12 protein-coding genes are annotated in these 14,231 nt (G+C 72.2%); 11 read left to right on the plus strand and 1 reads right to left on the minus strand.

What is annotated here, in order from left to right:
- The first annotated feature begins 27 nt into the window (after window positions 1-27).
- Complete coding sequence (locus tag FHS38_RS01665; RefSeq protein ID WP_184729869.1) at window positions 28-1,134, plus strand: nitronate monooxygenase; 1,107 nt, start codon at window positions 28-30, stop codon at window positions 1,132-1,134.
- Window positions 1,131-1,883, plus strand: a complete 753-nt coding sequence (locus FHS38_RS01670; protein ID WP_184729871.1) for a 16S rRNA (uracil(1498)-N(3))-methyltransferase — start codon at window positions 1,131-1,133, stop codon at window positions 1,881-1,883. The genes FHS38_RS01665 and FHS38_RS01670 overlap by 4 nt, the downstream gene beginning before the upstream one ends.
- 118 nt (window positions 1,884-2,001) lie before the next feature.
- Here FHS38_RS01670 and FHS38_RS01675 read toward each other — a convergent pair whose 3' ends face one another.
- Window positions 2,002-2,160, minus strand: coding sequence for a hypothetical protein (locus FHS38_RS01675; RefSeq protein WP_184729873.1), 159 nt, complete (start codon window positions 2,158-2,160; stop codon window positions 2,002-2,004).
- Window positions 2,161-2,584: 424 nt separating this feature from the next.
- Here FHS38_RS01675 and FHS38_RS01680 point away from each other — a divergent pair, with 424 nt between their 5' ends.
- The 9 genes from FHS38_RS01680 to paaI all read left to right on the plus strand — a co-directional run bounded on the left by FHS38_RS01680 (window position 2,585) and on the right by paaI (window position 14,204).
- Window positions 2,585-3,964, plus strand: a complete 1,380-nt coding sequence (locus FHS38_RS01680; RefSeq protein ID WP_221494463.1) for a KamA family radical SAM protein — start codon at window positions 2,585-2,587, stop codon at window positions 3,962-3,964.
- Window positions 3,957-5,681, plus strand: a complete 1,725-nt coding sequence (locus FHS38_RS34995; protein WP_184729877.1) for a class I adenylate-forming enzyme family protein — start codon at window positions 3,957-3,959, stop codon at window positions 5,679-5,681. The genes FHS38_RS01680 and FHS38_RS34995 overlap by 8 nt, the downstream gene beginning before the upstream one ends.
- Window positions 5,678-7,618 carry an FAD/NAD(P)-binding protein gene (locus FHS38_RS01690; RefSeq protein ID WP_229821890.1) on the plus strand — a complete coding sequence of 647 codons (1,941 nt, stop codon included), beginning with the start codon at window positions 5,678-5,680 and terminating at the stop codon, window positions 7,616-7,618. The genes FHS38_RS34995 and FHS38_RS01690 overlap by 4 nt, the downstream gene beginning before the upstream one ends.
- An 83-nt stretch (window positions 7,619-7,701) precedes the next feature.
- On the plus strand, window positions 7,702-9,153 hold the full coding sequence (locus tag FHS38_RS01695; RefSeq protein ID WP_184729879.1) for a class-II fumarase/aspartase family protein: 1,452 nt from the start codon (window positions 7,702-7,704) through the stop codon (window positions 9,151-9,153).
- Complete coding sequence (locus FHS38_RS01700) at window positions 9,150-10,433, plus strand: MFS transporter (protein WP_184729881.1); 1,284 nt, start codon at window positions 9,150-9,152, stop codon at window positions 10,431-10,433. Before FHS38_RS01695 ends, FHS38_RS01700 begins: the two co-directional genes overlap by 4 nt.
- A gap of 52 nt (window positions 10,434-10,485) precedes the next feature.
- Window positions 10,486-12,066, plus strand: a complete 1,581-nt coding sequence (locus tag FHS38_RS01705; RefSeq protein WP_184729883.1) for an amino acid adenylation domain-containing protein — start codon at window positions 10,486-10,488, stop codon at window positions 12,064-12,066.
- Window positions 12,056-12,289 carry a phosphopantetheine-binding protein gene (locus FHS38_RS01710; RefSeq protein WP_221494464.1) on the plus strand — a complete coding sequence of 78 codons (234 nt, stop codon included), beginning with the start codon at window positions 12,056-12,058 and terminating at the stop codon, window positions 12,287-12,289. Before FHS38_RS01705 ends, FHS38_RS01710 begins: the two co-directional genes overlap by 11 nt.
- Window positions 12,286-13,605, plus strand: coding sequence for a flavin monoamine oxidase family protein (locus FHS38_RS01715; RefSeq protein WP_184729887.1), 1,320 nt, complete (start codon window positions 12,286-12,288; stop codon window positions 13,603-13,605). Before FHS38_RS01710 ends, FHS38_RS01715 begins: the two co-directional genes overlap by 4 nt.
- Before the next feature lie 212 nt (window positions 13,606-13,817).
- Window positions 13,818-14,204, plus strand: coding sequence for a hydroxyphenylacetyl-CoA thioesterase PaaI (paaI, locus tag FHS38_RS01720; RefSeq protein ID WP_184731053.1), 387 nt, complete (start codon window positions 13,818-13,820; stop codon window positions 14,202-14,204).
- The last annotated feature ends 27 nt before the right edge of the window (window positions 14,205-14,231 follow it).

The raw sequence follows: 14,231 nt of genomic DNA on the forward strand, positions 1-14,231 counted from the left end.
GTGCGCGGGGCGTGACACGATGTGGTCATGGCTTTTGAATCCAGGGGGGCCTCGGCGCTGACGGGCCTGTTCCGGTATCCGATCGTGCAGGCTCCCATGGCGGGCGGCACCTCGTGTCCGTCGCTCGCCGCGGCCGTGTCCGAGGCCGGTGGCCTCGGATTCCTCGCCGCCGGGTACAAGACGCCGACGGCGATGCGCGAGGAGGTCGCGCGCACGCGCGCCCTGACCGACCGCCCCTTCGGTGTGAACCTCTTCATGCCGCAGCCGCCCGTGGCCGACCCGGCCGCCGTGGACGCCTACGGGCAGCGCCTCGCGGGCGAGGCCGCCCGGTACGGGGCGCCGCTCGGCGATCCGGACCAGAGCCGCGACGACGCGTACGGGGCCAAGCTCGCGATCCTCCTGGAGGATCCCGTTCCGGTCGTCTCGTTCCACTTCGGCTGCCCGGACCCCGAGGTCTTCGCGGCACTCGCCGGGGTCGGCACGCTGACCGTCGTGACGGCGACCTCCGCCGCCGAGGCGCGGGCCGCGCAGCGGGCGGGCGCCGACGCGGTCTGCGTCCAGGGCGTCGAGGCCGGTGGCCACCAGGGCACCCACCAGGACGACGCGGGGGCGGACGGGTCGGGCGTCGGACTGCTCACCCTCCTCGCGGAGGTCCGTGACGCGGTGACGGTCCCGCTGATCGCGGCGGGCGGTCTGATGCGCGGCGACCAGATCGCGGCCGTCCTCGCGGCGGGTGCGTCGGCGGCGCAGCTCGGCACGGCGTTCCTGGTCTGCCCGGAGTCGGGCGCCCACGACCTGCACAAACGGGCCATGACCGATCCGCAGCTCACCCGCACCGCACTGACCCGGGCCTTCTCCGGCCGCCCCGCGCGCGGTCTGGTGAACCGTTTCATCCGCGAGCACGGCCCGTACGCCCCGGCCGCGTACCCGCAGGTGCACCATCTGACGTCCGGCGTCCGCAAGGCCGCCGCGCAGGCGGGCGACCCGCAGGCCATGGCCCTGTGGGCGGGCCAGGGCCACCGCCTGGCGCGGGAGCTTCCGGCGGGGCGGCTGGTGGAGGTCCTGGCCGCCGAACTGGACGCGGCACGGGCGTCGTTGACGCGAGGCAGTGAACTGCGAGGGAGCGAGACATGACAGCACCGGTCTTCCTGGTCGAGGAGGACTCCCTGACGGGTGTCTTCCCCGGTACGGTCTTCCCCCTCGACGGCCCGGAAGGGCGGCACGCGGTCTCGGTCCGCCGTCTGCGGGTGGGCGAGGACATCGTCCTGACGGACGGCGCGGGCACGGGCGCGTTCGGCACCGTGGCCGCCGTCGAGGGCAAGGACCGCCTCGACGTCGCGGTCACCTCGGTCCGCGCCGAACCCCTGCCCCAGCCCCACATCACGGTCGTCCAGGCCCTGCCCAAGGGCGACCGGGGCGAGTTGGCGGTCGAGACCATGACCGAGACGGGCGTCGACGCGATCGCGCCCTGGTCGGCATCGCGCTGCGTCACGCAGTGGAAGGGCGAGCGCGGGCTGAAGGCGCTGGGCAAGTGGCGCGCGACGGCCCGCGAGGCCGGTAAGCAGTCCCGCCGCCTCCGATTCCCCCCGGTGTCCGACCTCCTGACGACCAAGCAGGTCTCGGCGCTGCTCGCGGACGCCGCGTTCGCGGCGGTCCTCCACGAGGAGGGCAGCAGCGCCCCCCTGGCCACGGCCTCGCTCCCGCAGACGGGCAACATCGTCCTGGTCGTCGGTCCGGAGGGCGGTGTCTCCCCGGAGGAGCTGGCCGCCTTCGCCGAGGCGGGCGCGAAGCCGTACCGGCTGGGTCCGAGCGTGCTGCGCACGTCGACGGCGGGCACGGCGGCGACGGCACTGCTGCTGGGCCGCACGGGGCGCTGGTCGTAAGGGATCGCTCTCCCGCGCCGCGCAGAAGGATCGCTCTCCAGCGCCGCACAGAAGCACCGCTCTCCAGCGCCGCACAGCCGGGTATACGGCTGTGCGGCGCTCGGCATATCCCGGCCGTTCACACCGTGGACATCCCCCGGACCGAGGCCGAGCGGCCGGAAACCGGTCGGTCCGGATCGATCAGTTTGACGAATCGAGCCATTCGAATATCGCTCTTGATGGTTGTTGCACGGACAAGCAAGATGTTCTCCGGAACACGCACGAAGTTGTTCGGCACGGGGGATTGATTGTGACTTCACATCTACGGTGGGCGGACCGTCCGCCGAGTAACCATCGTCATGCGGCCGCGGCGTCGCAGGGCGCGAGGGGCGTCGTACGCCCGTACCGCTCGCCCCGGCCCACTGCCACCGCCCCTGCTTGAGTTCTTCCGGGCACCGCATCGGGCCCGTAGCGCGCGCATCGGCAAACAGACGGATGTCTGTCGAAGGTCATGGGGTGCCGCACACCCCCACTGAGACCGGCCGGATCTGAAAACGCGCCGTATCCCCTCTCCCTGGTTTTCTTCGGTTCCCGTGCAAGGGGCCCGCCCGCCGGGCGGCCGCCCGCGCCCGGGCCGTATTCCCGCGCGCCCGGTCGGCATTTCGCACCCCGCCGCGTCGCGTTCTCGGTCGACCCGCTCTCATCTTTTTGGGGGAAGAGTGTTGCATCAGCCTTATTCCTACCGGCCCAAAGACCTCGTGGAGCCCGACTGGCGCAGAATTCCCGGTTGGCGCGAGGTCACCGAGCAGCAGTGGCGTGATCCGCAATGGCAGCGCACGCATTGCGTGAAGAACGTGCGGCAGCTCCGGGCGGCGTACGGCGATCTGCTGTCGGAGGCCTTCTACCAGGACGTCGAGCGTGACCAGGCGGAGCGGGCGACGATGTCCCTGCTGTTGCCGCCGTACGTGCTGAGCATGATGGTCCCGCACGCCACACCGACCGACGAGGCCATGTACGCCGACCCGGTGCGGCGGCACATGCTCACGGTCTTCTCCGACCGGGCGGAGGAATGGCCCTCGCACCCCTTCGCCTCGCGGGATTCCCTGCACGAGGCCGACATGTGGGCGGTGGAGGGCCTGACCCACCGCTATCCGACCAAGGTACTGGCGGAGTTGGTCTCCACCTGCCCCCAGTACTGCGGGCACTGCACCCGCATGGACCTGGTCGGGAATTCCACGCCCAGTGTCCCCAAGCTCAAGTTCTCGATGAAGCAGGGCGACCGGCACGACGCGATGCTCGACTACGTGCGCCGCACCCCCACGATCCGCGATGTCGTGGTCTCGGGCGGCGACGTGGCGAACGTGCCGTGGCCCCGGCTGGAGTCCTTCGTCGCCGCGCTCCTGGAGATGGAGCACGTCCGCGACATCCGGCTGGCCTCCAAGGCGTTGATGGACCTGCCGCAGCACTGGCTCACCGACGACGCCAAGGCCTCCGTGGCACGCCTGGCCGGCACCGCGCGCAAACGCGGCGTGAGCCTGGCCATCCACACCCACGTGAACGCCGCGCAACAGGTCACCCCGCTCAACGCGGAGGCCGCCAGGACCATGTTCGACCTGGGCGTGCGCGACGTCCGCAACCAGGGCGTGCTGATGCGCGGTGTCAACGACTCGCCCGCGGCGCTGCTCGACCTGTGCTTCGCGCTGCTCGACGGCGCGGGCGTGATGCCGTACTACTTCTACCTCTGCGACATGATCCCGAACGCCGAACACTGGCGGCTCGCGCTGTGGGAGACCCAGGCGCTACAGCAGGCGATCATGGGATATCTCCCCGGTTTCGGCACCCCACGGCTCGTCTGCGACGTGCCGTTCGTCGGCAAGCGCTGGGTCCACCAGGTCGAGGAGTACGACCGCGAGCGCGGCATCTCCTACTGGACCAAGAACTACTTCACGTCACTGGAGCGCGACGCCCCCTACGCGCTCGGCAAGACCTACGAGTACTACGACCCGATCCAGACCCTCGACGCCGATGGTCAGGCCTGGTGGCGCTCCCACACCACCGCGGCGTCGACGGCCGTCACCACCACCAGGAGTGTCAGTGAGTAACGCCAGCCCCGTAGCCCCCATGTCGGCGCGCCGAAAGTTCCTCACCGACCCCGACCTCGGTGCGGGCAACTTCCTCCAGCACGCCCTGGCGCTCAACCCCCACACCGACGTACCGCTGATCTACAGCCACCGCACCGACCCGCGCGGCCAGGTCTCCCTGCGCGGACACAGCCTGCGGGAGCTGGAGGCCATCCGCGACCAGTACGCCCGCTGGTACTGGGCGAACGGTGTGCGCCCCGGCGATCCGGTCGCGCTCTACATCGCCGAGGGGCTCCAGCCGATCCTGCACTTCCTGGCGCTCACCGCGCTCGGGGCGATCCCGGCACTGGTCAACGACGCGATGCCGATCACGACGGCCAAGCGCTACCTCGACCACGTCGGAGTGGTCGGCATCGTCGCCGACGACCCGCGCGTGATCACCGCGGCCTACCGGCCCGGCCAGCCCCGCCCGAAGTTCATCGCTCCGTCGGCGGAGGTACGGGCCCACGACCCGGAGTCCGGCGCGCTGCCCTCGCCCTACCCGTACCGGCACGCCGCCGACGACGTCGTGGCGCTCATCCACTCCTCGGGGACCACCGGCACGCCGAAGTCCACGATGATCGCCCACCGCCAGTTCTGGGCCGGCAAGGAGACGCGCATGCTGCGCTTCCCTGCCGAGCCGGACGACCGGCTGCTGTCCCTGATGCCGCACACGCACGCCGGCGGCCTCAGCTATCTGCTGACCACGGTCCTGCTGGGCGTGCCGACCCTGACCATGGGGGACTGGCGGCGCTCGGTGGTCGAGCCGGTGATGAGGGAATTCCAGCCGACCATGGTCGCCTCCTTCCCGCGCACCTTCGTGGAGCTGGCCACGGGCGACCTTCCCGTGGAAGCCGCCGCCCGGGTGCACACCTGGTTCAACACCGGCGACTCGGCGCACTACGGCCACATACGCCGCCTGGTGAGCCTCGGCGAGCGGCCCGCGGGCCTGATCCAGCCCTGGCTGCTCCCGGAGGGCGGCACGGACCAGAGCGTGCTGCCCGGATCCCGCTTCATCGACGGGCTGGGCTCCTCCGAGATGGGAATGGCGCTCTTCGGGCAGGTCACCACCCCGGAGACCGAACGGAACGACCGTTGCGTCGGGACGCCGGTGGAGGTGGTGGAGAAGGCCGCCGTCCTGGACGACGAGGGCAACGAAGTACCGGACGGCACGATCGGCAATCTCGCGGTGAAGTCACCGTCGCGCACCCCCGGTTACTGGAACGACCCCGAACTGACCAAGAGCTTCGAACTGGCCGGCTACTGGCTGACCGGCGACGTGGCGAAGAAGGACGGCGAAGGGCGCTTCTACCACCTCGACCGGACCCTCGACGTCATCCACACGACGACGGGACCGGTGTACACGCTGCCCATCGAGGAGGTGCTGCTGGCCGACTGCGACGACCTGGTCCGTGACTGTTCCGTCGTCGGGGTGCCCGGTCCGCTCGGCGGCGGCCAGCTCCCCATCGGAGTGCTGCGTCTCCAGGAGAAGGCCGTCGGGCACGACCCGGCGGAACTCCTTCCCCGGCTGAACCGGGAGCTGGTCGCGGCCGGACTGACGACCCTGGCGGCGGTGTTCGTGGCCGGGAGCGACGAGGAATTCCCCACCGGCCCCACCGGAAAGGTCCTCAAGCGGGAACTGCGCACGCGCTTCGCCACGGCACTGAGCGGCGCCGGCGAGGAGACGGGGGGCCGGTGAGCCGGACGACGACGATCTGCGTGATCGGTGCGGGCCCCCGGGGACTGTCCGTCCTGGAACGGCTGTCCGCCAACGCCGCGGCGGCGGAGCAGCAGGTCGTGCTGCACGTGGTGGATCCCTACCTCGGGCTCGGCGGCCGGGTGTGGCGGACCACGCAGCCGACGCACCTCCTCATGAACACCGTGGCCTCGCAGGTCACGATGTACACCGACCCCAGCGTGAACTGCGAGGGGCCCATACGCCCGGGGCCGAGCCTTTACGAGTGGGCGAAGTTCGTCACCCTGATGGAGCCCGTCGAATCCGAGTCCTACCCCGCATGGGTACGGGCCGAAGCCGCGGCGCTGGGCCCGGACTCCTACCCTTCCCGGGCGTTCTACGGCCACTACCTGAACTGGGTGCTGGACCGCCTGCTGTGCACGGCTCCCGAGCAGGTCAGCATGGTGCTCCACCACCACAGCGCGGTGGCGCTCGACGAGGACGAGGACGGCTCGCAGATCGTCACCCTGGACAACGGGGCGAGACTGCTGCTCGACCGCGTCGTCCTGGCGCAGGGCCACATCGAGATGCCGCTGTCCGACCGCGAGCGAAGCCTGCGGGACCACGCCGACTCCCACGGTCTCGACTACTTCCCGCCGGCCAGCCCCGCCGAAGTGGACCTCGATGCCATCGCTCCCGGCCGGCCGGTCGCGCTGCGGGGCCTCGGGCTCAACTTCTTCGACTACATGACGCTCCTCACCGAGGGGCGGGGCGGCACCTACGTCCGGGAGAACGGGCGGCTGTCGTACCGCCCGTCCGGCAAGGAACCGATGATGTTCGCCGGTTCCCGGCGCGGAATTCCCTACCACGCCCGCGGTGAGAACCAGAAGGGCGCGCACGGCCGCCACGGTCCGGGCGCGTTCACCCCCGAGACCATCGCCTCCCTGCGGGACCGACGGCGGTCCGGCGAACGCATCGAATTCCGCAAGCACATCTGGCCGTTGGTCGACCGGGAAGTCACCGGCGTCTACTACCACGCGCTGATCGCCGAACGGCTCTGCGACGACGAGGCCGGTGCGTTCCTCCGCGAATACACCGGCACCCCCCTCGGCACTCCGGCGGACGACCGATTACTGATCCGGTTCGGTATCGAACCGGGCGAGCGGTGGGACTGGGATCTCATCGCCCGGCCCTACCGGGACCACCGCTTCACCACCCCCGGCCGGTTCCAGGACTGGCTGCTCGACTATCTGCGGCGGGATCTGGCGGAGGCACGGCGCGGCAATGTCGACGGCCCGCTGAAGGCCGCCCTGGACGTCATGCGTGACCTGCGCAACGAGATCAGGCTCGTGGTGGACCACGCCGGTATCACCGGCGAGTCCTACCGGGACGAATTGCAGTCCTGGTACACGCCGCTCAACGCGTTCGTGTCGATCGGTCCGCCGCCGAGCCGCATCGAGGAACTGATCGCGCTCATCGACGCGGGCGTGCTGAGGATGATCGGGCCGGGCATGCGGGTGGTGCCGACGCCGGGCGGTGCGTTCGCGGTGAGTTCGGCCGACATCCCCGGCTCGGAGACGGAGGTGACCGCGCTCATCGAGGCCAGGCTGCCGGAGGTGGACGTCCGCACCACCACCGACCGGCTCATCCAGGGCCTGATGGTGCGCGGGGCCTGCCGACCGTATCTGCTGCCCACCGGGACCGACGGGCACGTCGAGGTCGGCGGGCTGACGGTGACCCGCCGCCCGTACCGCCTGGTGGACGCCGCCGGGCAGGCACACCGGTACCGCTTCGCGTTCGGCGTGCCCACCGAGACCGTGCACTGGGCCACCGCGGCCGGGATCCGGCCCGGGGTGGACTCGGTGATCCTCGGCGACGCCGACGCGATCGCCAGAGCCTGCCTGGCCACCGGGACGCCAGAGCGCCCGGCCGTGACGGAACGGGCCCAGGCCGCGCTGTGAACCGCACGGTACGGGCAGCCCCGACCGGCAGCGGACGCCACCGGACCGCACCGAAACCGCACTGAACAAAACGAGGTAGAGGCATGTTTCAGCACAACGGGCCCGATCGCACCGGGGGGAGAGCCCCGCTGGGCGGCGACACCGGGCTGCTCGCCCCGGTATGGGCCGGCACCGGGCTGGAGAGCGCCCTGAGCGACGAGGCATGGGTGGCGGCCATGCTGGAGGCGGAGGTCGCGCTGGCGCGGTCGCAGGCGGCGCTCGGGGTGATCCCGGCCGACGCGGTGGGCCCCATCACCGAGGGCGCGGGATCGGTCCGGATGGACGTCGCCGAACTCGCCCGTCAGTCCCGCGGCGCGGCCAACCCCGTTGTGGTCCTGGTGCAACGGCTGACCGAGGCGGTGGCCGCCGTGGACCCGGCCGCCGCCGAGTACGTGCACCTCGGCAGCACCAGCCAGGACATCCTGGACTCGGCCGCCATGCTGCTGTCCGCCCGGGTGCTGGCGCGCGTCGAGGAGGACCTGGCGCGGACCGCCGTCGCGCTGGCCTCCCTGGCCCGGGAGTTCCGCGACGTGCCGATGGCCGGACGCACCCTCGCCCAGCACGCCGTGCCCACCACCTTCGGACTGAAGGCGGCGGGCTGGCTCGGCTCGGTCCTGGACGCCTCGGAACGGGTACGGCGCACCGCCGAGAGCCTGCCCGCCCAGCTCGGCGGCGCCGCCGGCACCCTCGCCGCCTACGAGGAGTACGCCCGCACCACGGACGCCGCGGGCCCCGGGCACGGACTCGCCCTCGCCGCGCGCTTCGCCGGTGAACTCGGGCTGCGCGAACCGCGGGCGCCCTGGCACAGCCTGCGCATGCCCCTGTGCGACATCGGCTGGGCCCTCAGCGCCGTCACCGGGACGCTCGGCAAGTTCGCCCTGGACGTACAGAACCTGTCGCGCACCGAGGTCGCCGAGGCCGCCGAGCCGTCGGCGGCGGGCCGGGGGGTGTCCTCCGCCATGCCGCAGAAGCGCAATCCCGTGCTCGCCACCCTCATCGTGTCGGCGGCCCGTCAACTGCCCGCCCACGCGCTGGTCCTCGCGCAGAGCATGCTGGCCGAGGACGAGCGCGCGCCCGGTGCCTGGCACGCCGAGTGGCAGCCGCTGCGCGAGGCGCTCCGGCTGGCCGGCGGGGCGGCCCACACCGCGGCCGAACTCGCCGAGGGGCTCGAGGTCTTCCCCCGGCAGATGCGGCGCAACCTCGAACTGACCGGCGGCTCCATCGTCTCCGAGCGGCTCAACGTCGTGCTCGCACCGCTGCTGGGCAAGGCCGAGGCGAAGCGGGTGCTGGCCGCGCTCTCCCGCGAAGCCACCGCCGACGGCCGCCCGTTCGACGAGGTCCTCGCCAAGGATCCGGAGCTGACGGGGAAGCTCCCGGACGGGCTCACCGCGCGGGAGCTGCTGGCCCCGGAGCGGTATCTGGGCGCGGCCGAGGAGATCGTGGACCGCGTCGTGCGGCGGTTCGAGGAGTCCCGTCCGTGGGGAGACCGCTTATGAGTGGTACCCGAAGCCGCGGTGCCGCGGTGCACGCCCGGCCCCGGGGGATGTCGCGATCCGCCGCGTTCTGGCTGATCGGGCTCACCCAGTGCCTGATGTTGTTCGCCTCGAGCGCGCCCTCACCGCTGTACGTCGTCTACCAGGCCAGATGGAAGTTCTCCTCGATCGCGTTGACCGAGGTGTTCGCCCTGTACGCGATAGCGCTGCTGGTGGCGCTGCTCGTGGTCGGCGGACTGTCCGACTACGTGGGCCGCAAGCCGGTGCTCGTCACGGCACTGGTCCTCGAAGCGGTCAGCATGGTGCTGTTCATCGGCGCCGACGGAGTGGGATGGCTGCTGGCGGCCCGCGCCGTCCAGGGCGTGGCCACCGGCGCCGCGACGGGCGCGACCAGTGCCGCGATCCTCGATCTGCACCCCCCGGACAAACCCCGCCTCGGCCCCCTGGTCAACACCACCGCCCCCAACGTCGGCCTGGCGCTGGGCGCCCTGGGAGCCGGGCTGCTGGTCCAGTACGCCCCCCACCCGACGGTCCTGGTGTACGCCCTGCTGCTCATCGCGTTCGTCGTCCTGGCGTGCTGCGTGCCGGCGATCCCGGAGACCTCGCCGCGCGGCCCCGGCGCGCTCGCCTCGCTGGCACCGCGCATGGGGGTGCCGCGCCGGATCCGGCCGCTGTTCCTCGTCGTGGCGCCGTGCCTGTTCGCGGTGTGGGCCCTCGGCGGCCTCTACATGTCGCTGGGTTCCTCGATCGCGGCCGGGATCCTGCACCTGTCGAACCACGTCGTCGGCGGCCTCGTCGTCTTCGCCCTGACCGGAACGGGCGCGGTCGGTTCGCTGCTGCGGCGCAACCGGCAGCCGCGCCGGACGATGACCGGCGGCTTCGTCGCCTTCCTCGTGGGCGTCGGCCTCACCCTCGGCGCGCTGGAGACCACCTCCACGGCCCTCTTCTTCGTCGGGACGGTCGTCGCCGGATACGGCTTCGGCACCGGGTTCCTCGGTGCCTTCCAGACGATCGGGCCCCTGGCAGCACCGGCCGAGCGGGCCCAACTGGTCTCCAGCATGTACGTGGTGTGCTACCTCGGCTTCAGCCTGCCGGCCGTCGCCGCCGGCGTGGCCGTGCGCGAGGCCGGACTCCGGCCGACCGCCACGGTCTACGGCGTGGCGGTGATGGTGCTGGCCGCCGCGGCCACCCTGGGGCTCCTGGCCCAGTCGCGCCGGGACGCACGCCGGACCTCGCCCGTACCGGGGGATCCGGCACCCCAGGGCGCCGGATCCCCACCGTGACCGCGCCCGACCGGACAGAGCGCTGACCCCTCACCCACCCGAAGGTGCACTCATGACCGAGAACCACCGCCCGGCGGCTTCCGTCGCGCCCGCGGACCCCTCGGATGTCGTCGAGCTCTTCCTCCAGGCGGCCCGGCGCCACCCGGAGCGTGCCGCGATCATCCACAACGAACAGGAGCTGTCGTACGCCCGGCTGGAGGGCCTGGTACGCGGCATCGCGGGCCGCCTCGGCCCGGACTGCGGCACGGTCGGCGTGCTGACCGCACGGTCCGCGGACACGATCGCCGCCTTCCTGGGCGTGCTCGCCGCGGGCGGCGCGTACTGCCCGATCGACCCGGCCTTCCCGGCCGAGCGCAAGGAAGCGCTGGTCCGAGCCGCGGGCTGCCGGAGCGTGATCGCTCCGGACGCGGCCGAGGTACCGCTCGGCCTGCCCGCGCTGCGCCTGGCGGAGCCGCACCCGACAGGGCTGCCGCACGCGCCGGCCACGCCCTGGCCTGCGGTGGACCCCGAGGACCCCGCGTACGTGCTGTTCACCTCCGGCTCCACCGGAGCGCCCAAGCCGGTCGCCACACCGCGGCGGGCGATCGCGGCCGCCGTCGACTCCCTCGCCGGGCTGCTCGACATCGCCCCCGCCGACCGCGTGCTGCAGTTCGCGTCCCTCAACTGGGACACCTGCTTCGAGGAGATCCTGCCCGCACTCACCCGCGGGGCGAGCCTCGTCATCGACGACGACGCCTACTCGGCCTCCTTCCCGCGGTTCCTCCGGATGATCGAGCGCCGCCGGGTGACCGTACTGGACCTGCCCACCGCGTTCTGGCACGAGTTCGTCAACCACCTCACCGAGGACCGGGCGGCCCTGCCCGGGACGGTGCGGACGGTGGTCATCGGCGGCGAGGCGGCCCGCCCGGCCCGGCTCGCCGACTGGCGCGCGGTGCCCGGCGCCGACCGGGTCCGGCTGGTCAACACCTACGGGTGCACGGAGACGACGCTGGTCACCCACGCCATCGACCTCCACGGCCCGCTGGCCGTGGGGGACACCTCGCCGACCGCCACCCCGGCGGCCATACCGATCGGACACGCCCTGCCCCATGTGCGCGAGCACATCGGTGAGGACGGTGAACTGCTCATCGGCGGCCCGTCGTTGGCCCTCGGCTACCGGGGGTTGCCCCAGATCACCGGGGAGCGCTTCCGCGCCTTCGACCAGCCGGACGTCCGGGGCTGGTACTTCCGCACAGGCGACCGCGTCCGCCGCGAGGCGGACGGCGCTCTCGTCCACGAGGGCCGGCTCGACGACGAGCTGAAGATCCGCGGCATCCGGGTGAGCCCCGGAGAGGCCGAGGCGCAGATGTGCGGCCACCCGGACGTGGCCGCCGCGGTGGCCACCGGGACCGTGGTCGGCGACCACACCGCCCTGGTCGGCTATGTGCTGCCCCGCCCGCACGCCGACCCCGCCACCCTCGCCGCCGCCGTCCTCCGCCACCTGCGCGAGCGCAGCCCCCGCCATCTCGTGCCCACCCGCATCACCGTGGTGCCCGAACTGCCCCACACCGCGAGCGGCAAGGTCGACCGGGCGCGCACCCACCAACTGTACGCAATCCGCAATGAATTCAAGGAGGCAAGCCGTGCCCGCTGACCGCATCGTCGACGGCATCATCGACATCTTCCGCAGGGTCCTGGAGACCGACGGCGTCCACGCGGATTCCGACTTCTTCGAGACGGGCGGGGACTCGCTGCTCGCCACGCGGGTCCTCAGCGCGATCGTCCGCGACCACGGAACGGAACTGACCATCGCCGAGTTCATCGAGTCGCCCACCCCCAGCACGCTCGCCAAGCGGATCGAGAGCGTGACGCGATGACCGTGATCGTCGTCGGCGCCGGGCTCGCCGGACTCACCGCCGCCACCGCATTGGCCGCCGAGGGCATCGAGGTCACGGTCCTGGAGGCCCGGGACCGGGTCGGTGGCCGCACCCAGGGCATCGAGGTCGCCCCGGGGCAGTGGGCCGACGCCGGGGCCGCCTATCTCGGGGAGCGCCACACCGAGCTGAAGGCCCTCATCACCCGTCTGGGGCTGGCCACCGCACCCACCACCATGACCGGGCAGAGCAGGTTCGCCGTCTCCTCGGCCACGGAGAGCGTCGACGGGCGGTTCCCGCCGCTCAACGCCATCGCCCTGGGCGAGATGTTCGAGCTGCTCGACGAGCTGACCAAGTCCGTACGCGCCGACGCGCCCTGGCTCACGCCGGACGCCGAGCGGCTGGACCGCCTCACCGCCGCCGAGTGGGCCGAGAGCAATCTCCACCACCCCGACGCCCGGACGTTCTTCCCGCTGTTCCTCGGCGAGATGATGGCCGCCGACCCGGCCGACGTCTCGGTCCTGCACATGGCCTTCTACCTCAGCTCCGGGGGCGGAATCCGCTACCTGAACGCCTTCAAGGGCGGAGCGCAGGAGGACCGCGTCGACGGCGGCGCCCACCGGCTGAGCGAGCTGCTCGCCGCGAAACTGGGCGACCGGGTGCGGCTGTCCGAACCCGTCACCCTGGTCGAGCAGACCGGCGACGGTGTGAAGGTGCGCACCGGCACGGGCGTGTACGAAGGCAGCAGGGTGGTCATCGCCGTGCCCCCGCTGCTCGCCGACAGCATCGACTACAGCCCCGCGCTGCCCGCCCCCCGATCGAGCAACGTCACCGCACGGGGCTGCGCGGTCAAGGTGCATCTGGTCTACCCGAAACCGCTGTGGCGCGACCACGGGCTCTCCGGCTGGTCGGTGAGCGCCGACGGACCGCTGCTGTCGACGGTGGACGACTCGCCGCCGGGGGGAGTCGGTGTGCTGACCGGCTTCGTCACGGGAGCCGAAGCGCGCACCTTCGCCGCCCTGTCCGAGGCGGACCAGCGGGCCGCCGTCCTCGCGCAGGCACGCGGGCTCTTCCCCCAACTGCCCGACCCCATCGGGTACCACGTCACCGACTGGGTCAACGCCGACTACAGCCGTGGCTGCTACGCCGCGCTCTTCGGCCCCGGGGACTGGCTCCGCAACGGCCCGCACCTGACGCGCCCGCACGAGCGCGTGCACTGGGCGGGAACCGAGACCAGCACGGAGTTCTTCGGCCTGCTCGAGGGGGCCATCCGCTCGGGCCACCGGGCGGCCGCCGAGATCACGTCGGCCGTGCGCTGAACCGTGCCGCGCCGCGGCACGATGGCCGGGGCGGCGCCCACCCCCGGGGCGTCACCCCGGCCGGCCCCGGCAGGGGCGACCACCGGCCACCGACCACCGAGCCAAGGAGCCCTCTCTTGCCCCTCAACGGCGATGCTCTCAACGGCGATGCCCTCAAGGGCGATGCCATCGACAGCGACGCGGCGACCACGGCCCGGCGCTGCGCGGAAGCCATGTACCGAGGCGACAGGACCTGCCAGGAACTGGGCATCGTCCTCGACCACGTCGACCAGGGGCGCGCCACCGCCCACATGCGCGTCACCGACGCGATGGTGAACGGCCACGGCATCGCGCACGGCGGCTACCTGTTCCTCCTCGCGGACGCCGCGTTCGCCTACGCCTGCAACACGTACGACACCGTCACGGTCGCGCAAGGGGCGCAGGTGACGTTCCTGCGCCCCGCCCAGGTGGACGACGAGCTGACCGCGCAGGCCGTGGAGCGCTCCCGGTTCGGGCGCAGCGGGATCTACGACGTGACGGTGCGCAACGCCACGGGAAAGGTGATCGCCGAGTTCCGCGGGCAGAGCCAGGCCCTTTCCGGCCAGTCGATCCTGCCCTGAGCGTTCCGCGCCCGGCCCACGATCCGC

This window comes from Streptomyces netropsis (assembly GCF_014203545.1).
Lineage (GTDB): Bacteria > Actinomycetota > Actinomycetes > Streptomycetales > Streptomycetaceae > Streptomyces > Streptomyces netropsis.

Excerpts from the sequence above, each read along its gene's own strand:
- FHS38_RS01665 (WP_184729869.1), top strand. The coding sequence starts at position 28 with ATGGCTTTTGAATCCAGGGGGGCCTCGGCGCTGACGGGCCTGTTCCGG.
- FHS38_RS01670 (WP_184729871.1), top strand. The coding sequence starts at position 1,131 with ATGACAGCACCGGTCTTCCTGGTCGAGGAGGACTCCCTGACGGGTGTC.
- FHS38_RS01695 (WP_184729879.1), top strand. The coding sequence starts at position 7,702 with ATGTTTCAGCACAACGGGCCCGATCGCACCGGGGGGAGAGCCCCGCTG.
- FHS38_RS01700 (WP_184729881.1), top strand. The coding sequence starts at position 9,150 with ATGAGTGGTACCCGAAGCCGCGGTGCCGCGGTGCACGCCCGGCCCCGG.
- FHS38_RS01705 (WP_184729883.1), top strand. The coding sequence starts at position 10,486 with ATGACCGAGAACCACCGCCCGGCGGCTTCCGTCGCGCCCGCGGACCCC.
- FHS38_RS01715 (WP_184729887.1), top strand. The coding sequence starts at position 12,286 with ATGACCGTGATCGTCGTCGGCGCCGGGCTCGCCGGACTCACCGCCGCC.
- paaI (WP_184731053.1), top strand. The coding sequence starts at position 13,818 with ATGTACCGAGGCGACAGGACCTGCCAGGAACTGGGCATCGTCCTCGAC.